The 17595-nt window shown below is 70.6% G+C and carries 16 protein-coding genes and 1 tRNA gene; 9 read left to right on the top strand and 8 right to left on the bottom strand.

The window, feature by feature from the left end; all coding sequences use genetic code 11:
• Positions 1-37: 37 nt before the first annotated feature.
• The 6 genes from BJ993_RS10010 to BJ993_RS26745 form a co-directional block, all read right to left on the bottom strand.
• Positions 38-949: a type II secretion system F family protein gene (locus tag BJ993_RS10010; protein WP_179648638.1), complete on the bottom strand. Its 912-nt coding sequence runs from the start codon at positions 947-949 to the stop codon at positions 38-40.
• Complete coding sequence (locus BJ993_RS10005; RefSeq protein WP_179648637.1) at positions 946-1887, bottom strand: type II secretion system F family protein; 942 nt, start codon at positions 1885-1887, stop codon at positions 946-948. Before BJ993_RS10005 ends, BJ993_RS10010 begins: the two co-directional genes overlap by 4 nt.
• On the bottom strand, positions 1884-3560 hold the full coding sequence (locus tag BJ993_RS10000) for a TadA family conjugal transfer-associated ATPase (RefSeq protein WP_179648636.1): 1677 nt from the start codon (positions 3558-3560) through the stop codon (positions 1884-1886). Before BJ993_RS10000 ends, BJ993_RS10005 begins: the two co-directional genes overlap by 4 nt.
• Positions 3557-4396 carry a CpaE/TadZ family protein gene (locus BJ993_RS09995; RefSeq protein ID WP_179648635.1) on the bottom strand — a complete coding sequence of 280 codons (840 nt, stop codon included), beginning with the start codon at positions 4394-4396 and terminating at the stop codon, positions 3557-3559. Before BJ993_RS09995 ends, BJ993_RS10000 begins: the two co-directional genes overlap by 4 nt.
• A 3-nt stretch (positions 4397-4399) precedes the next feature.
• Positions 4400-4951 (bottom strand): SAF domain-containing protein, encoded by a 552-nt coding sequence (locus tag BJ993_RS09990; RefSeq protein ID WP_257026854.1) that lies wholly within the window; start codon positions 4949-4951, stop codon positions 4400-4402.
• 463 nt (positions 4952-5414) lie between these two features.
• A complete protein-coding gene (locus BJ993_RS26745; protein WP_179648633.1) occupies positions 5415-5861 on the bottom strand; it encodes a helix-turn-helix domain-containing protein in 447 nt (148 codons plus the stop codon).
• Positions 5862-6062: 201 nt separating this feature from the next.
• Between BJ993_RS26745 and BJ993_RS09980 the strand changes: the two genes are divergently transcribed.
• Complete coding sequence (locus BJ993_RS09980) at positions 6063-6305, top strand: DNA-binding protein (protein WP_179648632.1); 243 nt, start codon at positions 6063-6065, stop codon at positions 6303-6305.
• Entirely contained in the window at positions 6248-6559 is a 312-nt protein-coding gene (locus BJ993_RS26740; protein WP_373366949.1) for a helix-turn-helix domain-containing protein, read from the top strand. Before BJ993_RS09980 ends, BJ993_RS26740 begins: the two co-directional genes overlap by 58 nt.
• A gap of 69 nt (positions 6560-6628) precedes the next feature.
• Here BJ993_RS26740 and BJ993_RS09970 read toward each other — a convergent pair whose 3' ends face one another.
• Positions 6629-7987 carry a tyrosine-type recombinase/integrase gene (locus BJ993_RS09970; RefSeq protein WP_179648630.1) on the bottom strand — a complete coding sequence of 453 codons (1359 nt, stop codon included), beginning with the start codon at positions 7985-7987 and terminating at the stop codon, positions 6629-6631.
• A gap of 108 nt (positions 7988-8095) precedes the next feature.
• Positions 8096-8179: transfer RNA gene (locus BJ993_RS09965), tRNA-Leu, on the bottom strand.
• A gap of 189 nt (positions 8180-8368) precedes the next feature.
• Between BJ993_RS09965 and BJ993_RS09960 the strand changes: the two genes are divergently transcribed.
• The 7 genes from BJ993_RS09960 to pknB all read left to right on the top strand — a co-directional run bounded on the left by BJ993_RS09960 (position 8369) and on the right by pknB (position 17579).
• On the top strand, positions 8369-9106 hold the full coding sequence (locus tag BJ993_RS09960) for an FHA domain-containing protein (RefSeq protein WP_036543773.1): 738 nt from the start codon (positions 8369-8371) through the stop codon (positions 9104-9106).
• Positions 9099-9566 carry an FHA domain-containing protein FhaB/FipA gene (locus tag BJ993_RS09955; protein WP_036543774.1) on the top strand — a complete coding sequence of 156 codons (468 nt, stop codon included), beginning with the start codon at positions 9099-9101 and terminating at the stop codon, positions 9564-9566. The genes BJ993_RS09960 and BJ993_RS09955 overlap by 8 nt, the downstream gene beginning before the upstream one ends.
• Complete coding sequence (locus BJ993_RS09950) at positions 9566-11083, top strand: PP2C family protein-serine/threonine phosphatase (protein WP_179648629.1); 1518 nt, start codon at positions 9566-9568, stop codon at positions 11081-11083. The genes BJ993_RS09955 and BJ993_RS09950 overlap by 1 nt, the downstream gene beginning before the upstream one ends.
• Positions 11083-12465: an FtsW/RodA/SpoVE family cell cycle protein gene (locus BJ993_RS09945; protein WP_036543776.1), complete on the top strand. Its 1383-nt coding sequence runs from the start codon at positions 11083-11085 to the stop codon at positions 12463-12465. The genes BJ993_RS09950 and BJ993_RS09945 overlap by 1 nt, the downstream gene beginning before the upstream one ends.
• Before the next feature lie 148 nt (positions 12466-12613).
• Positions 12614-14125: a peptidoglycan D,D-transpeptidase FtsI family protein gene (locus BJ993_RS09940; protein ID WP_036543778.1), complete on the top strand. Its 1512-nt coding sequence runs from the start codon at positions 12614-12616 to the stop codon at positions 14123-14125.
• Positions 14122-15624, top strand: a complete 1503-nt coding sequence (locus BJ993_RS26325) for a protein kinase domain-containing protein (protein ID WP_051932062.1) — start codon at positions 14122-14124, stop codon at positions 15622-15624. The genes BJ993_RS09940 and BJ993_RS26325 overlap by 4 nt, the downstream gene beginning before the upstream one ends.
• Positions 15621-17579 carry a Stk1 family PASTA domain-containing Ser/Thr kinase gene (gene pknB, locus BJ993_RS09930; RefSeq protein ID WP_051932063.1) on the top strand — a complete coding sequence of 653 codons (1959 nt, stop codon included), beginning with the start codon at positions 15621-15623 and terminating at the stop codon, positions 17577-17579. The genes BJ993_RS26325 and pknB overlap by 4 nt, the downstream gene beginning before the upstream one ends.
• The last annotated feature ends 16 nt before the right edge of the window (positions 17580-17595 follow it).

Below are 17595 nucleotides of genomic sequence, written 5' to 3'. Positions count from 1 at the left end.
GACCCGTGCCGGTGGGTGGGGTCGGGTGTTAGGGGCGTCAGGTGGCGAATCGGAGCATCGAGGGGGTGACGAGGATCGCCATGAAGACGATGCCGAGCAGGCTGGCGGGGATGTACATGCGCTCGGAGGCCGCGTTGGCCTTGCCGAGCTCGGCGCTGAGCATCGCCGAGCGGAGGGCCGCGGCCCGGGCGCGGAGGTTGTTGTAGATCTGCGCTCCGTCCTGGCCGGACTGCTGCATGATGTCGGCGAGGTCGTCGAGCTCGGGGACGCCGAGCTCTTCCGCCAGGCCGTGCAGGGAGTCCCACGGTGCTCGCGTCATGTAGCGGGCGCGGCGCAGCTCGCTCTCGATCCGCTTGAACACCCACGTGTCGCCGACCTCGGCGGCCGAGCGCAGCGCCTGCTGGCCGCTAGAGCCGTCGCGGATGCCGGTGGCGACCATGTCGATGTAGGCGCCGAGGGCGCGGTTGAACTCGATGCGCGCCTTCTTGGCCTCGTCGGTGGCGTTGTAGTTGGGCATGAACCAGAACAGGACGGCCAGGGCCAGCGAGCCGAGCGTGGGGATCGCGAACGGCAGCGTGAGCCCGATCATCGTGAAGAACCCGGCCAGCAGCGGCGGCATGATCAGGCCGAGCATCGCCCAGACGACCTTCTCGCCGTAGAACCGGGCCTCGCTGATCTGCAGGATGGCCAGGTCCTTGCGCGGCGTGTGCGCCCAGGCTCCCCCGGGCAGGTTCTTCATCGCCCACAGGCCGATCCGGTCGACGGCCGATCCGGCGTCGGCGCCGGCGTCGTCGAGGCCGGCGAAGCGGCGCGGCACGGCGTGGTCGGGCGAGAGACGGTCCAGCGCGTCGACCAGGTCAGGGTCCGACGGAGCGAGACGCCACACGAGCAGGGCGAGGGCCAGCCCGAGGAGGGTGCCGCTGGCGAGCGCGAGCTGCAGGCCGGTCATGCGAGCGCTCCTTCCTTCGCGCCCGATGCTGTGCGCTGGGCGGCGCGGCGCGCGGTGCGGGCGTCGAGGTCGAGCAATCGCGGGAGCGGCTTGGCGACGGCCATCCGGCGCATCCACAGCAGCGTCGCCACGTAGGCCGCCAGCAGGACCGCGAGCACGACCTGCCCCAGCGGGGTGCCGTATGGCTCGATGTAGTCGCCGGTGAAGGCCAGGATGCCCAGCACAACGAGGGTGATCACGGTGACGGTGCGTGCAGTGGTGCGGGGCTTGGCCTGGTCGGCGGCGATCTGGCGACGTGCGCGCACGTCGGCCGCGACGGTCTCGGCGAGGGCGTCCAGGGCCTTCGACAGACCGGCCTGACCGCGGCCGCTGGCGGCGAGGACCAGCTGGCTGGCCACGACGTCGCCGGTGGAGTCGCTGAGGTCCTCGGCGAAGGCGCGCAGCACGTCCTCGGTGGAGGAGGTGTTGTTCCACAGCCGGGAGACCATCAGCCCGACCTCGCGCTCGATCGGTTCCGGCGTCGACTGCAGCGACCTGATGAGCGCAGAGCGCAGGGACTGGCCGGCGGTCAGCTTGCCCGACAGGGAACGGGTCCACTCCTCGAGCGCCTCGAGCTTCTCGATGCTCGCGGCCGCCGGCGGGGGCGTCAGCAGCATCGGGATACCGATGATCGCGGCCGGCACGAGCACGATCGCGATCACCCAGCCGGTCACCAGCGCCACCAGGAGACCGGTCACGGCGCCGCCGATCACCAGCAGCCGAGTACGGCGGTCGAGCCGGCCGAACCGGCTGCCCAGCCGGCCGAACGGGGTGACGGTCCGAGTAGGCCGCGGCGGTTTGGGCGGCGCCGGGATCAGCGCATAGGCCATGCCGATCAGGCCGATGACGATGCAGGCGCCGAAGACGGCGGGCAGGAACGCCGACGATGCGGTGCTCATGACGTGGCCACCCCCGGGTTGGCCTGGGACTCGGCCGTGTACGCCTCGAGGTCGAACCCGTGGCGGACCAGCTCCTGGGCGAGGAAGTTGTCGAGCTTTCCGGTGGCCACGGCATGGCCGAGCTTGTTGGGGGCGAAGATCGGGGTGGTCGCGTACCCGCGGGCCGCGTCGATGCTGGGCTGGACGACCAGGACCTCCTCGACCCAGCGCTGCTTGCGGAAGGTGCCGTCGTCGTTGGGGACGACCTCCGAGCGCAGGTACATCACGATGTCGATCGCGGCGGCCAGCTTGCTGATCGCCAACTCGCGGGTGACCTGCGGGCCCTTCTCCATCGCGCAGGAGACGAGCTTCTCGATGGTGTGCTCAGCGCTGCGGGCGTGGGTGGTGCTGATCGAACCCGGGCCGGACTCCATCGCCTTGAGCATGTTCCACACCTCCGGGCCGCGGACCTCGCCGACGATCTGGCGAGCGAGGTTGAACCGGAAGGAGTGGTGGATGGCCTCCTCGAGGCTGAACTCACCGGCCTGGCGGCCGTCGAGCCCGACCTCACCGGAGCCGGGGCGGTGCTCCCAGGCGTGGACGATCTTGTGCCGGTCAACCAGCTCGTGCAGGTGCAGCTCGAACTCGGTCTCGAAGGTGCCGATCATCTCCCACGGCGGGATGCACGAGCACAGGGCGCGGACCCAGGTGGTCTTGCCGGAGCCCTGGACGCCCGAGACGACGATGCTCTTGCCGGCTCGCACGCAGGCGGCGAGGAAGTCGGCCAGGACAGCGCCGCAGGCCTTGCGGTCGTAGACCATCTCGTCCATCGACACCTCGCGCATGCCGTGACGTCGGATCACCACCGAGGTGTAGGCCATCACCCAGGAGCCGGCCGCGAGCCGCGCTCCCCCGGGCAGCCGAAGGTCCAGGTGCGGACGGGCCTCGGTGAAGGGCCGGTTCTGCCGAGAGCCGAGGTCGGCGAGGAACTCGCGCAGCTCGTCCTCGGAGTCGGCGATGGGGTCGGCCTCGACCAGGGTGCCGTCGACCAGCTCGAGCCACACCGAGACCACCGGGCCGCGGGCGATGACGATGATGTTCTCCACGTCCGTGCGCTCGACCAGCGGCTGCAGCCGCCCCAGGCCGAACAGCGCGGCCTTGAGGGCGGTCTTGAGTGCCCTCTCCTGGTCCTTGGTCCACGCCGGGCGGCCGGTGGAGACGAGCGTCTCGGCCTCGGACTTGATGAGCTCCTCGATCACGTCGAGGCCCATCTGCTCGCGGTCCTCCTCGGTGACGCGGCCGCCTTCCTTGTCGAGCCGGGCGGTCAGGCGCGAGGAGATCTCGGCGCGGTACTGCGCGATCAGCTCCCAGTCCAGCTCGACCTCGCCGGCCGCGCCGCGGTGGTCGTGGGGCTCCTCCGGTGCGGGCGCGACGAGAGGGCGCAGGCTGAACTCGGAGCGAGCCCGCCCCGGCAGCTGCTCCTCGCTGGTCCAGGCGGAGGCGAAGATTGGCAGCGAGGTCGGGTCGTGGTCCTCCGCGGGCGGCGGCGGAGGCGGCTGGGTGCTGCGGCGGCGGGCGAACGGTGAGGTGCGGTCGCTGGTCGCAGCGTGACGCGCCTCGAGCCACTCATCGGCGCGCAGCGGGTCGCGGCCGTTGGTTCCGGGCTGGTGTCCGTTGGTGCCGCTGGTGCTCATGCTCGGCCTCCGTTCGTGGGGGCGAGGGCAGCCTGGTTGGCGGCGAGGATGGACTGGATGGCCGCGGCGCTGGCCCGGTAGCCGCGCAGCAGGCCAGAGGACTCGAACTTGCGGGGCTTGCGGGCGCCGTGGGAGTAGACCTCCGCGGCTTCGGGCTCCCAGTCGACCGAGAAGACCACGGGGATCTGCAGGGCCTTGGCGATGTGGCGTGCGGTGTAGGGGCGGACTCGGGCTCCGGTGGGCACCGCGGGCCAGCGGCGGTCCTCGTCGACGAGGAGGGCCCCGAGGCGGGAGAGGCCACCGACCGCCGCGAACTGGGCCCGCAGGGTCTTGGCCCAGCTGGTCGCACCGGCCAGCGCCGGCAGAGAGCTGCGGGTGACGAGCAGGGTGAGGTCGGCGGCGTCGATGAGCGGCTGGGGCCAGCCGGCGAGGCCGAGCCGGCCGGCGTCGACGACGACGTCCTGGCCGTTGCGCTCCAGCGCCCGCAGCTGCTCGATGAGCGGATCCCACAGCGGCATCAGGCTGGGAGCCTGCTCGTGGGCCCGGATGCCGGGCAGGAACCACGCCGACCGCTCGGCCGGCGCCTCAGGGTCCAGCAGCAGCGTCTCGCGGGGCAGGGCGTCGGCCAGCGTCCCCTCGCGCAGGGACAGCGCGAGGTTGATCAGCCCGCCGGTTGGCTCCTGGGTGCCGTGGAAGTAGCCGGCGAACACCGCGGACGATCCGGTCGGGTCGGCGTCGACCAGGAGCACGGGGCGGTGCCAGTTGAGGGTGAGCCCGAGCGCGGTGGTGGAGACGCCGGGCGAGCCGCTCGCGGAGGCCAGGACGATCAGCGCCATGGCTCAGCGCTCCCGGGCGTCCAGGACGAGCGCGACGCGTCCGGTGGCGGCACGGGCGGCCAGGTCGGCGGCCTCGCGCTCGGGCACCGAGACGTCGACGACGGTCTCCCCCGTCTCCTCGACGCGGCTAACACCAACCACGACTGCCTCGATCGTGACCGGCTCTTTGTCGGTCACCTCGCCCTGGTCGCCGGGCGTGGTGACGATCCGGACGGCGTCGCCGCCGTAGAGAGGCTCCGAAGGCATCTGGGCGGGAGTGAGGCTGATGCCCACCAGTGACTCCCCCTGCCCCGGCACCAGGCTGTCGGTGACTGCCTGCTCAGTGAGCAGGGTGCCGGCCCACAGGTCGACCGCCGCGCGGCTGCCCTCCAGCTGGGCCTTTTGGCTGCCGGGGACCGGGGTCAGCGCGGGATCCACGCTGACTCGGACGACGGCCAGGTCACCTACGTCGATGGTCTCGCCGCGCTTGATGTCGTTGGCGACGACGAGGACCTCCTGGGTGTCGTTGACCGAGGTGAAGGCGAACGAGGTGCCCAGCGCTCCGGCAGCGACCAATGCTGCACAGACTGCGAACACCCAACGCCTGCGGCGTCGTCGGAGCCGTGGGAAGTGATTAACGGGCGGCGTCCCTGAGCTGTTCGCGGGCGCCTCGCCCGAGTGCTCTTGAGTGATGTTCATCGACATGGTTCCCGAGTCCTCTCCTGTCTCGATCACCTACGTGTCAAGACGGGCTCGGAGCGGTCAACAGCAACCCCACTCGACACAAACACACTAGTGCCTTTCTATCGACCTGACTGCTGTCCACAGGTGACCAGTTCCGAGATGTCATCGCCCGAGTCCTGACCGGGAGCGGTTGCGCGGTCAGTCCCCCCGATGGGACTGACCTGCTCTTCGCGCACCGAACGTCCGGATCCATGGGACCACAAATCATCCGGCTCTCCCGGAAGGGCTTTTTTCCTTGTGGATATCCGTCAAAACCTGGGGCGTGTGCCGACCGCGTCGGAACTCCGGCCTGCGGCTACTTCTCCGTTCCCCGCGCGCGCTGACGTTGAGCCTCATAGAAGGCGGCGTCAACGACATCAAGGGGCTGCCCTAGCGCGAGGGCGAGTTTGTCGAGCTGCTTGGACGCAGGGAGCCGAGCCCAGCGACCCTGTTCCCACGCGTAGTAGGTAGGCACAGCCACGTTCACGGCCGCGGCCAGCCTCGGCACCGTTAGCCCAGCCTGAAGTCGAAGTGCCCTGAGGTCGGGCATCTCGCCGTCAATGTGAATGAGACGAAGGGTCGGGATATCGAGGGCTCTTGCGAGTCTGACGAGGAAGTCCGGCCGGGGAACGGACGTGCCGAGCTCCCAGCGCGATACTCGCTCCCCGCCAGCAGCACCAACGAGACGTGCCAACTCGTGCTGAGTCAGGCCAGCCTTCTCGCGAGCAGCGCGCAGTTCTGAGGGGTCAAGGGCGGAGACCATCAGCGGCGAACTCTACCGCCCAGTGTCGTAGCGCGTGTCTGCTCGTCGGAAGGCGACTCAGACGACCAACGCACGATGGGGAGCTGCGATGCGACCGACGTACCCGGCGGTGTCGCTCTTCTAGCAAGTTGGCCGGATTTGATCGCCCCGGGGAGCTGCACGGACTTAGGAGACCGTCCGGACATTGAGAGGAGCGTTCTCGTGCAGCCCATCGAAATCCCTGCCGACTGGAATGGCAGCGCACTGCTGACCATCGACGAGTTCTGCAGTCTTGCTCGACTGCCGCAGGCGACGGTGCATGCCTGGCAATCACGAGGGTCTGGCCCGCGATTCTGGAGGTTCAACGGCAATGGGCGGCTCTATACGACGGTCGACGAGGTGCGGCGATGGATCGCTCCGTCGACCGTCGTCATGGACGTTCGAGAAACCGGGGGACGGCTGTGAGCGAGGCATCGAGCTGGCGTCCGCTGTTCACCATCGAGGAGGCGGCTACCTATCTCAACGTTCCGACGAGGTGGGTCGCGGATGCTGTTCGGGAGCGGAGAGTGCGATGCACACGAATCGGCAAGCATGTCCGTTTTCGCCCAGAGCACCTCGACGAACTGATCGAGGCGGGAGAGCAGCCAGTCTCCGCCTCACCCGACGCGCTGACTGCCGTCCGGCCGCCGGGATCCAACCGTCGCCGCTCAAAGCTCTGATCCGTGTGCGGTCCCGCGGCCGCGCCAGCTTGTGCAAGCTCGGGCCCGGTGAACTACAGCGGGTCGGCCTCAAGTGCCGACGCTCTTCTCGGCCAAAGGCGACAAGCGCTGGTCCGAAGCCGCCTTGGCGTGCTTCTTGGACTTCTTTCCCTTCGCCTTCGTTCCCGTGGACGACCCAGAGCTGGGGCGGATTGTCCCTCCGGTCAGCGCAGTGTCGATGATGCCGGAGATGAGTTCGTCACCGGCGGGAAGTAGATGGCCGTAGGTGTCGATCGTCGTCGTGATCGACTCATGCCCCAACCGTGCCTGGATGTGGGGCAATGGTGCACCGCCAGCGATCAACCACGCGACGTGGGTGTGCCGCAGGTCGTGAAACCTGAATCGACTGATGCCCTCGGCTTCGAGGGCCGTCATCAGCTTTCGCCACACGTGCGTGCTGAAGTCCCCGTTGTGCAGCGGGTATCCAGCGTTCGACACGAAGACGAAGTCGTCAGCTGCCTTGCCTCTGATCCGCTTGCGCAAGACGGCGACGAGCGCAGGCGAGATGGTGATCGTCCGGCGCGACTTGGTGGTCTTTGGTACGCCGAGGTGGTGATCGCGCATCGTGTGCTTGGCCTTCAACAGCTTGGCGAGCCACCCGGGCACGTCGGTTGCGTCGTCCTCTCCATTGCGCTTCCACGCCTTGTTGATTCGGATCGTGCGACGCTCGAGGTCCACGTCGGAGACCCAGAGAGCTCCGAGTTCGCCGAATCGCATGCCGGTGCCCACGGCAACGGTCAGTAGGTCGGCGTATGGTCCGGCCAGTTCGACAGCACGCTGCAGTTCTCGTTCGGTGAGGAAGCGCAGCTCAGGTCTTGACTGCTTCACCCTGGACATCCGTGGTGCCGTCCCGACGGCAGGGTTCGCAGGCAGCCAACCGCGCTTGACGGCGTATCCGAAGACTCCGTAGATCAGGCCGTGATAGTTCGCCTTCGTCTTGAGTGACCGGTCCCAGTCGATCAACCAATCCTTGAGGTCTGCCTCGGTGATTGCGGTCACCGGCTTTGTGAAGATCAGTGATCCTCGGATCCTGGTCTCTTCCAGCATGCGGAGGTGGCCCAGGTAGCGCTTGCGCTGGCCGGGCGAGAGGTCGACGATCTGGCGGACGTATTCCTCGCCGATGTCAACGAACCGCGGGGGCTCGGTTAGGGGGTCCGCCTCGCTGGCCGGTCGGACGAATCCCTCGCCCTTTACCCAGCCGGCCGGCCACCGCTGGCCAGCAGCGTCCACCATCTTCTTGAAGCCGTCGGCCCGTGCGAGGTTCTGTGCGTCGGTCCCGGCACTGAAGACCTCGAGCTGTATCGCACCGTCTCGGGTGCCTCCCAGACGCCACTTCACGCGCGCCGAGATCCCGCCGTCTGTGCGGTGTCGCTTCTCTATGTATGCCATGTCCAAACCTCTCCGAGTAGAGGCTGGTGCACCCTTCGTGCGCCCTTGGGCGATCAGGCTAACTCCGGAAATGAGTAAAGCCCCAGGTCATCCCCGGGGCTACTCACGTGCGCGAGGGGGGAGTTGAACCCCCACGTCCTTTCGGACACACGGACCTGAACCGTGCGCGTCTGCCTATTCCGCCACTCGCGCGTCACTGTCTTTCGACAGCCGGGCAAGGCTATCCCAGCCTCGCCCCATCGCCCAAAACCGGGGGGTGGCGGACGAGGTCCCGGGGCTTCGAGGCCGCCACCGATACGATCGAGTGACCCGTGTCCGGACAGGCCCGACGGGCAATGACGCAGACGACGGACGACCGACCGGCGAGAGGAGGGCAGGCACGTGGGGGGACTGCAGCGATTCGAGCAGCGGCTGGAGCAGGCGATCTCCGGCGTGTTCGCCCGGACCTTCCGCAGCGCCGTGCAGCCCGTCGAGATCGCGGCCGCGCTCCAGCGCGAGCTGGACAACAAGGCGCAGGTGCTCTCGCGGCAGCGGCGGCTGGTGCCCAACAGCTTCGTGGTCGAGCTGTCCCCCGGCGACCTGGAGCGGCTGGCGCCGTACGACTCGACGCTGGCGACCGAGCTCACCGAGCAGCTGACCGAGCACGCCGAGCTGCAGTCCTACGTCTTCCCCGGGCCGATCCGGATCACCTTCGAGGCGGCCGACGACCTCACCACCGGCCGGTTCCGGGTGCGCAGCCAGGCCGAGGCGGCGGTGACCGGGCACTCGCGGCGCAGCAGCAGCCAGCGCACCCGCGCGGTCCTCGAGGTCAACGGCACGCAGCACCCGCTGCAGGCGCCGGGCCTCGTGGTCGGGCGCGGCAGCGAGGCCGACATCCGGATCAACGACCCCGGCGTCAGCCGGCGGCACGCCGAGTTCCTCATCACCACCCAGACCGGCACCGGCGCCGCTCCCGGCGACGGACCGGTCCATGTCGAGGTGCACGACATGGGCTCGACCAACGGCATCCGCGTCGACGGGCAGAAGGTCGCGCGGTCGACCCTGCGCGACGGCTCCCGGGTCCAGGTCGGCCACACGTCCCTCGTCCTCCGGCTCCTCGAGGAGGCCTCCGATGTCTGAGCTGACCCTGTTCCTGGTGCGGATCGCGTACCTCGCGATCCTCTGGATCTTCGTGCTGTCGGCCATCTCGGTCATCCGCTCGGACATGTTCGGCGCCCGCGTGCCCACGCCGGCCGCGCCCGGCAAGCAGCCGCGCGCCCCCAAGCCGCCGCCGGCGCCGCGTCGCGGCCAGCCCACCCACGTCGCGGTGGTGCAGGGCGTCAACACCGGCATCACCGCCGACCTCGCCAACGCGCCGGTCCTGATCGGACGCGGCAACGACGCGGCCATCCGGCTCGACGACGACTACGTGTCGACCCGGCACGCGCGGATCGTGTCGTCCGGCGGCCAGTGGTACGTCGAGGACCTCGGCTCCACCAACGGCACCTACCTCGGCAGCCAGCGGATCACGCAGCCCGTCCCGATCGGGCTCGGCTCGCAGGTCCGGATCGGAAAGACCATCGTGGAGCTGAGGAAGTGATGGCCCCCACCCCCGACGAGGACGTCCCGCTCGAGGACTCCCCCCTCGACAGCACCGCGCCCGACACCGTCGAGAACCCCGAGGCGCCCGAGCGGCCCACGCCCGACCCGACCGCCGAGGTCCCGGAGGTCTTCCAGCAGGACACCGTCGACGCGCCGGCCAAGGCGCCCAAGGCGCCGCTCAGCCTCGACTTCTACGCCGTCTCCGACGTGGGCCGGGTCCGCAAGGACAACCAGGACTCCGGGTACGCCGGCCCGTGGCTGCTCTCCGTCTGCGACGGTGTCGGCGGCGCGGCCCGCGGCGACATCGCCTCCGGCACGGCCGTCAACGAGCTGCGCCAGCTCGACGAGCCGCCGGGCAGCGCCGACGTCCTCGACCGGGTCAGCGACGGCATCCACGAGGCCCACGTCGCGATCGGCAACCAGGTCGACCAGGACCCCTCCCTCAACGGCACCAGTACGACGGCCACGGTCGCCCTCTTCGACGGCACCCGGCTGGCGCTCGGCCACGTGGGCGACTCCCGTGCCTACCTGCTCCGCGACGGCGAGCTCTCCCAGCTGACCAACGACCACACCTTCGTCCAGAGCCTCATCGACGAGGGCCGGATCACCGCCGAGGAGGCGCGGGTCCACCCCCACCGCAACCTCATCCTCAAGGCGCTGGACGGCCTGCACGACGTCGAGCCGGACCTGTTCGCGCTCGAGCTCGTCGCGGGCGACCGCCTCTTCCTCTGCAGCGACGGCGCGTGCGGCGTGCTCGACGACCCGCGGATCACCGAGATCCTCGCCGACGGCTCGCCGGAGTTCAGCGCCATCGAGATGGTCCGTGCCAGCCTCGACGCCGGCAGCTCCGACAACGTCACCTGCGTCGTGGCCGACGTCGCCGAGGCCGTCCCGGACGCCGTCCCCCACGAGCCGATGATCGTCGGCGCCGCGGCCGACCTGCGCCAGCGTCGCCCCCGCGCGCTCTTCCGCGGCCACCGCTCCGGTGACACGGGCGAGCTCGAGCCGGTCGCGGCGGAGATCCCGGAGGGCATCGACTACGCCATCCGGGCCGACCCGCCGGCCGACCCCGAGGCGATGCGCTACGCCCCCCAGGCGCCGCCGCGCTTCATCTGGCCGCGCCGCCTGCTGGGGCTCGCCGTGCTGGTGGGCCTGGTGTGGGTGGTGCTCGGCACGGCGTACTGGTGGAGCCAGCGGCAGTACTACGTCGGTGAGGACGACGGCAAGGTCGTCATCTACCGCGGCGTCGAGGTCCCGGGGCTGTCCTCGGTACACGAGGTCTCCGACATCTCCGTCGACGACCTGCCCGACGGCCTGGCCTCGAGCGTCGAGGACGGCATCCCCGCCGACGACTACGACGCCGCCCGTGACAAGGTCCAGCAGATCGCCGGCGAGGTCGACCGGGCCGAGGACCCGGCCGACGAGTCGCCCGAGCCGTCCACGACCCCCGACCCGACGTCGCCCGCCACGCCGGACCCCACCGGCGACGCCAGCGACTTCGCCCCGGTGGAGTGATGGCCACCAACTCCGCCCTGATGGGCTTCGTCCACCGCCGCCGGCGGGGCGCGGAGCTCTTCCTCCTCGTCCTCGCGCTCGTCGTCGGCATCGGTGCCTACGCCGCCGTCGGGCTCGGCGTCGACGGCGAGGTCCCCACCAACCTGATCGGGTACGGCGGCTGGCTGACCGTGCTCACGGTCGCCGCCCACGTCGCGGTGCGGATCGTCGCGCCCTACGCCGACCCGGTGCTGCTCCCCGTCGTCGCCGCCCTCAACGGGCTGGGCCTGGCGATCATCCACCGCCTCGACCTCGCCAAGGACACGGGCCTGGCCAGCCAGCAGCTGACCTGGATGACGCTGGGCGTCGTCCTCTTCGTCGGCACCCTCGTGGTGCTGCCCGACCACCGGCTGCTCGCCCGCTTCACCTACACCTCGGGCCTCGCTGCCATCGTGCTGCTGATCCTGCCGATGCTTCCCGGCATCGGGCGCACCATCAACGGCGCGAAGATCTGGATCGCGCTCGGCCCGTTCAGCTTCCAGCCGGGCGAGATCGCGAAGGTGCTGCTGGTCGTCACCTTCGCCGGCTACCTCGTCGTCCACCGCGACGCGCTGGCCCTCGCCGGGCGCCGGGTGGTCTTCATCGACCTGCCACGCGGTCGCGACCTCGGCCCGATCCTGATGATGTGGGTCGTCAGCCTCGGCATCCTCGTGCTGCAGCGCGACCTCGGGTCCAGCCTGCTGTTCTTCGGGCTCTTCCTCGTCATGCTCTACGTCGCGACGGAGCGACCGGGCTGGCTGGTCGTCGGCGGCCTGCTCTTCTTCGGCGGCGCCACGGTCGCGTTCCGGATCTTCTCCCACGTCCAGGCCCGGGTGGACATCTGGCTCGACCCGTTCGCCGACCCCGACGGCAGCGGCTACCAGCTCGTCCAGGCGCTCTACGGCTTCGCGTGGGGCGGCATGGTCGGGCGCGGGCTCGGCGAGGGCATGCCCGAGCGGGTCCCGTACGCCGAGTCCGACTTCATCCTCGCCGCCATCGGCGAGGAGCTCGGCCTGACCGCGGTGATGGCGGTCCTGCTGCTCTACGGCCTCGTCGTCGAGCGGGCCCTCCGCGCCGCGCTGATCTCGCGCGACGGCTTCGGCAAGCTCGTCGCCACCGGCCTCGGCGCGGTCTTCGCGCTGCAGATCTTCGTGGTCATCGGCGGCGTGACGCGGCTGATCCCGCTGACCGGCCTGACCACGCCCTTTCTGTCGTACGGCGGCTCGTCGCTGGTCGCCAACTGGGTGATCATCGCGATCCTGCTGCGCATCTCCGACCAGGCCCGGCGCCCGCTGCCCGACCTCACGGAGACCGAGGACGAGGACGAGCAGGCCACGCAGATCGTGAAGGTGGTGCCGTCGTGAGTGAGCACGTGCACCGGGCACAGGGGTCTCGTGACGGTCGCTGCGCGACCTCCTCGACCACCGGGACGACCGGTCGCTGCGCGACCTCCTCGACCACCGGGACGACCGGTCGCTGCGCGACCTCCTCGACCACCGGGGAGGGCCTGCGATGAACAAGCCGATCCGCGCCGTCTCGATCTTCTGCATGTTCCTCTTCCTCGCCCTGATGGCGAACGTGACCTATCTGCAGTTCTGGCGGTCCGAGGAGCTCAACAAGGACCCCCGCAACGCCCGGGTCGCGGCGGCGGCGTTCAGCCGCGAGCGTGGCCTGATCCAGGTCGGCGAGGAGCCGATCGCCCGCAGCGTGCCGGTCGACGACCAGTACAAGTACCTCCGGGTCTACCCGGGCAAGGAGCTCTACGCGCCGGTCACCGGCTATCTCCAGCTCGGCAGCCAGACCGGCCTCGAGCGCAGCCAGAACGAGGTGCTCTCCGGTGAGGACCCACGGCTGTTCGTCAACCGCCTCGTCGACCTCCTCAAGGGCGACACCAACCAGGGCGGCAATGTCTCGCTGACCCTCGACCCGAAGGCGCAGCGGGCCGCCTACCGCGCGCTGCGCGACACCGTCGGACCCGACGGCGAGGGCTCCGTGGTCGCGATCCAGCCGAAGACGGGCCGGATCCTCGCGATGGTGTCCTTCCCCTCGTACGACCCGAACGAGCTGGCCTCCCACAGCCGCGACGTGCGGGAGAAGGCCTACGACCGGCTCGACGCCAACGAGCACCAGCCGCTGCTCAACCGGGCCATCCAGACCCGGCTCTTCCCGGGCTCGACCTTCAAGGTGGTCACCGCCGCGGCGGCGATCGAGGAGGGCCTCTACAACCAGGACGACCAGGTGCCCTCCGGCGCGACCTGGCAGGCGCCGGGCACCAGCGGCTCGCAGAACGTCATCGACAACGAGGGCCGCACCGGATGCAGCCCGGCGGAGATCTCGTTCGCGGCCGCGATGGAGAACTCCTGCAACACCGCCTTCGCGAAGATGGCGGTCAAGCTCGGCCCGAAGAAGCTGCGCGAGACGGCCGAGGCGTTCGGGTTCAACAGCGACTACCTCGAGGACCTCGGGCCCCAGGCCCGGTCGGTCTTCCCGAAGGAGGTCGTCGACACCATCGACGGCGAGCCGCAGGACCCGCGCGAGCTCAACGACGCCGAGACCGCCCGCTCCGGCTTCGGCCAGTTCTCCGTGCAGGCGACGCCGCTGCAGATGGCGATGGTCGTCTCCGCGATCGCCAACCGCGGCGGCCTGATGCGCCCCTACCTGGTCGACCAGATCCAGACCGCGAGCTTCGACGTGCTGGAGACGACCGAGCCGGAGAAGCTCCGCGACGCGATCTCGCCGCAGACCGCCGCCCAGCTCACCGACCTGCTCGTCTCGACCGTGGACGACGGCACCGCGTCCCCGGCCGCGATCGACGGCGTGAAGGTCGCCGGCAAGACCGGCACCGCCCAGCGCGGCGTCGAGGGCAAGGCGCCGTACGGCTGGTTCGTGTCCTTCGCGCCGGCCGAGAACGCCGAGGTCGCCGTGGCGGTCATGATCCAGGAGGCACCGGGGAAGGAGATCGCGGGCGGGCAGCTCGGCGGTCCGATCGCGAAGGCAGTCATGGAAGCGGTGTTGAACAAGTGAGCGAGCAGAGCCAGTACGCCGACCGGGCCGGTCGCTACCACCTGGACTCCGTGATCGCCACGGGCGGCATGGGCGTCGTCTGGCGCGGCACCGACACCCGCCTCAACCGGCCGGTCGCGGTCAAGGTCCTCAAGGCCGAGTACGCCGACGACCCGATGTTCCAGACCCGCTTCGAGGGCGAGGCCCGCAGTGCCGCGGCGCTGCACCACCCGGGGATCGCCGGCGTCTACGACTACGGCGCGGACGACACCGGCACCCTGCCGCCGTACCTCGTCATGGAGCTGGTCGACGGCCAGCCGCTCTCGGCGCTGCTCGCGAGCGCGCGCTCCAACGGTCGGGTGATCGACACCGCCGTCGTGCAGGACCTGATCGCCCAGGCCGCCGAAGCGCTCGGCGTGGCGCACCGCGCCGGCATCGTGCACCGCGACGTGAAGCCCGCCAACCTCCTCGTGACCCCCGACCGCAAGGTGAAGATCACCGACTTCGGCATCGCCCGCGCCGCCGACTCGGCGGCGCTGACCCGCACTGGCTCGGTGATGGGCACCCCGCAGTACCTCAGCCCGGAGCAGGCGCGCGGCAACCCGTCGACGCCCGCCTCCGACGTCTACTCGCTCGGCGTGGTCGCCTACGAGTGCCTGACCGGACGCCGGCCGTTCGAGGCCGAGACCCCCGTCGCGACGGCGCTCGCGCACCTCCAGCAGCCCGTCCCGACCCTGCCCGCCAGCGTGCCCGCCGACCTGGCCGCCGTCGTCACGCGCGCCCTCGCCAAGGACCCGGCCGAGCGCTTCGCCGACGGCTCGGCCTTCGCCGCAGCGGTCCGCAACCCGTCCGGCGCCAGCGCCGTGCCGCCGCCGACCCCCGCCGAGGGGGCGACCCGGGTCCTGCCGCCCGTCACCGGGGTGGTCCCGGCGCCGGTCCCCGACCCGTCGGCGCCGATGCGCCGGCTCGACTCGCCGGCGGCGTACGCGGGCGACGACGAGAAGCAGAAGACCGGTACGTCGCCGTGGCCGGCCGCGATCGCGGTGATCCTGCTCGTCATCGCGGCGGTCGTGGTCGCGATCCTGCTGCTCGGCGGCGGCGACGACGAGCCGACCGCCGACGACACGACGTCCGAGGCGACGACGGAGACGACGCCGACCGAGGAGACCTCCAGCGAGAGCACCGTCGTCGAGTTCGACGCCGACGACTACGTCTGCTCCGCCGACTACCGCACGGCGCAGCAGGACCTGAGCGAACTCGAGCTGCAGGTCTCCGTCGAGCGCTTCACGACGCCCAACGACGGCTCGTGCCCCGAGGACACGGTCGCCGAGTTCTCCCGCTCGGGCACCCTCAACAAGGGCGACTCCGTCGTCATCTACTACTGGGGTCCGGTGGAGCAGACCGAGCCGACCGAGCCGACCGAGCCCACGACGCCGACCGAGCCGACCGAGCCCACGACGCCGACCGAGCCGACGACCGCACCGACCGACCCGCTCAGCGACCTGGGAGCCGACGGATGAGCACCCCACCCAACGACGGCAACAACGGCTCGGGGCCGGTGGTCGGCGGCCGCTACCAGCTCGGCGAGCTGCTGGGCCGCGGCGGCATGGCCGAGGTCCGCAAGGGCACCGACACCCGCCTGGGCCGGGTCGTCGCGGTCAAGCGGCTGCGCACCGACCTGGCCAGCGACCCGACCTTCCAGGCCCGGTTCCGCCGCGAGGCCCAGTCCTCGGCCTCGCTCAACCACCCCGCCATCGTGTCGGTCTACGACACCGGCGAGGAGCGGGCGGTCCAGCCCGACGGCAGCGACGAGGTCGTCCCCTACATCGTGATGGAGTACGTCGCCGGGCGCACCCTGCGCGACATCCTCCGCGAGGGCCGCAAGATCCTCCCCGAGCGGGCGCTGGAGATCACCAGCGGCGTCCTGTCGGCCCTCGACTACAGCCACCGCGCCGGGATCATCCACCGCGACATCAAGCCCGGCAACGTGATGCTCACGCCGTCGGGCGACGTGAAGGTGATGGACTTCGGCATCGCCCGGGCGATGAGCGACGCCCAGTCGTCGATGACCCAGACCGCGGCCGTCGTCGGCACCGCCCAGTACCTCTCCCCGGAGCAGGCGCGCGGCGAGACCGTCGACTCGCGCTCCGACGTCTACTCGGCGGGCTGCCTGCTCTACGAGCTGCTGACCGGGCGCCCGCCGTTCGTCGGCGACTCCCCGGTGGCGGTCGCCTACCAGCACGTCCGGGAGCCCGCCGTACCGCCGTCGCGGCACGAGGACGACCTCACCCCCGAGATCGACGCGATCGTGATGAAGTCGCTGGCGAAGCGGGTCGAGGACCGCTACCAGTCGGCCGCCCAGATGCGCGCCGACATCGAGCGCTATCTCGCCGGCCGCCCGGTCCAGGCCGTCGTCAGCGAGCCGGCCACCGGGCCCACGGCCGTGGCCGCGCCCGTGCCGGTGCCGCACGACCCCGGTCCCGAGACCGCGGTCCGGCAGCCGCTCCCCCCGGCCCGCGACGACCGCCGCAGCAAGGTCGGCCTGTGGGTGCTGCTCGGCGTCCTCCTGCTCGCCCTGTTCGGCACGGCGTACGCCGTGTGGCCCAAGCTCTTCGACGACACCCCCACCGAGATCCGCGTCCCCGACGTCGTCACCAAGCAGGTCGACAAGGCGCGCAGCGAGATCGGCGAGGCCGGCCTCGAGAGCGACCACAGCGCGGTGGCGTGCAGCGACGACTTCGACGCCGGCGTGGTCCTGAAGCAGGAGCCGGAGGGCGGCGACTACATCGCGCCCACCGGGACCGTCTACCTCACCATCTCCAGCGGGCCGTGCGACTTCGCGATGCCGACGGTCACCGGCTCGAAGCGCGCCGTCGCGCTCAAGACGTTGACCGACGCGGGCATCCCGCGGGAGAACATCCGCTTCGAGGACTGCGACGCCGACGACCCCAAGGGCACCGTCGTCGAGCAGACCCCGATCCCCAGCACGATGGTCGGCACCGACACCGACGTCACGCTCTGCGTGTCCGACGGCCCGAGCAAGGTCCCGAACGTCGTCGGCAAGACGCAGGCCCAGGCCGAGAAGCTGATCCGCGACGCCGGCTTCAACCCGGTCGTCCGCGACGCCGACGCGTCCGACGACAGCCAGAAGAAGGGCCGGATCACCGAGCAGATCCCGGCGGCCGGCGAGACCCGCAACCAGGGCGACGACGTGGTGATCTTCGTGTCGGTCTACGTGAAGCCGACCGAGCCGGTCGACACCGACGGCGACGGGCTCTCCGACACCGACGAGGCCGCGGCGGGCACCGACCCGAGCAACCCGGACAGCGACGCCGACGGGATCAGCGACGGCCAGGAGGTCGCCGACGGCACCGACCCGCTCAACCCGCTCGACCCGGGCCCGGGCGGCGGACCCGGGGGCGGCACGGAGCGGCCGCTCGGGGGACTGCCCAGTCCCTTGCGGGCCGGTCGCTGAGGGCCGGTCGCTGAAG

This window comes from Nocardioides aromaticivorans, from assembly GCF_013408525.1.
Taxonomy (GTDB): domain Bacteria; phylum Actinomycetota; class Actinomycetes; order Propionibacteriales; family Nocardioidaceae; genus Nocardioides; species Nocardioides aromaticivorans.
The sequence above is the reverse complement of the archived record's forward strand: the minus strand, read 5'-3'. Positions and strand labels throughout refer to the sequence as shown.

Excerpts from the sequence above, each read along its gene's own strand:
- BJ993_RS10010 (WP_179648638.1), bottom strand. The coding sequence starts at position 949 with ATGACCGGCCTGCAGCTCGCGCTCGCCAGCGGCACCCTCCTCGGGCTG.
- BJ993_RS10005 (WP_179648637.1), bottom strand. The coding sequence starts at position 1,887 with ATGAGCACCGCATCGTCGGCGTTCCTGCCCGCCGTCTTCGGCGCCTGC.
- BJ993_RS10000 (WP_179648636.1), bottom strand. The coding sequence starts at position 3,560 with ATGAGCACCAGCGGCACCAACGGACACCAGCCCGGAACCAACGGCCGC.
- BJ993_RS09995 (WP_179648635.1), bottom strand. The coding sequence starts at position 4,396 with ATGGCGCTGATCGTCCTGGCCTCCGCGAGCGGCTCGCCCGGCGTCTCC.
- BJ993_RS26745 (WP_179648633.1), bottom strand. The coding sequence starts at position 5,861 with ATGGTCTCCGCCCTTGACCCCTCAGAACTGCGCGCTGCTCGCGAGAAG.
- BJ993_RS26740 (WP_373366949.1), top strand. The coding sequence starts at position 6,248 with ATGGATCGCTCCGTCGACCGTCGTCATGGACGTTCGAGAAACCGGGGG.
- BJ993_RS09970 (WP_179648630.1), bottom strand. The coding sequence starts at position 7,987 with ATGGCATACATAGAGAAGCGACACCGCACAGACGGCGGGATCTCGGCG.
- BJ993_RS09955 (WP_036543774.1), top strand. The coding sequence starts at position 9,099 with ATGTCTGAGCTGACCCTGTTCCTGGTGCGGATCGCGTACCTCGCGATC.
- BJ993_RS09950 (WP_179648629.1), top strand. The coding sequence starts at position 9,566 with ATGGCCCCCACCCCCGACGAGGACGTCCCGCTCGAGGACTCCCCCCTC.
- BJ993_RS09945 (WP_036543776.1), top strand. The coding sequence starts at position 11,083 with ATGGCCACCAACTCCGCCCTGATGGGCTTCGTCCACCGCCGCCGGCGG.
- BJ993_RS09940 (WP_036543778.1), top strand. The coding sequence starts at position 12,614 with ATGAACAAGCCGATCCGCGCCGTCTCGATCTTCTGCATGTTCCTCTTC.
- pknB (WP_051932063.1), top strand. The coding sequence starts at position 15,621 with ATGAGCACCCCACCCAACGACGGCAACAACGGCTCGGGGCCGGTGGTC.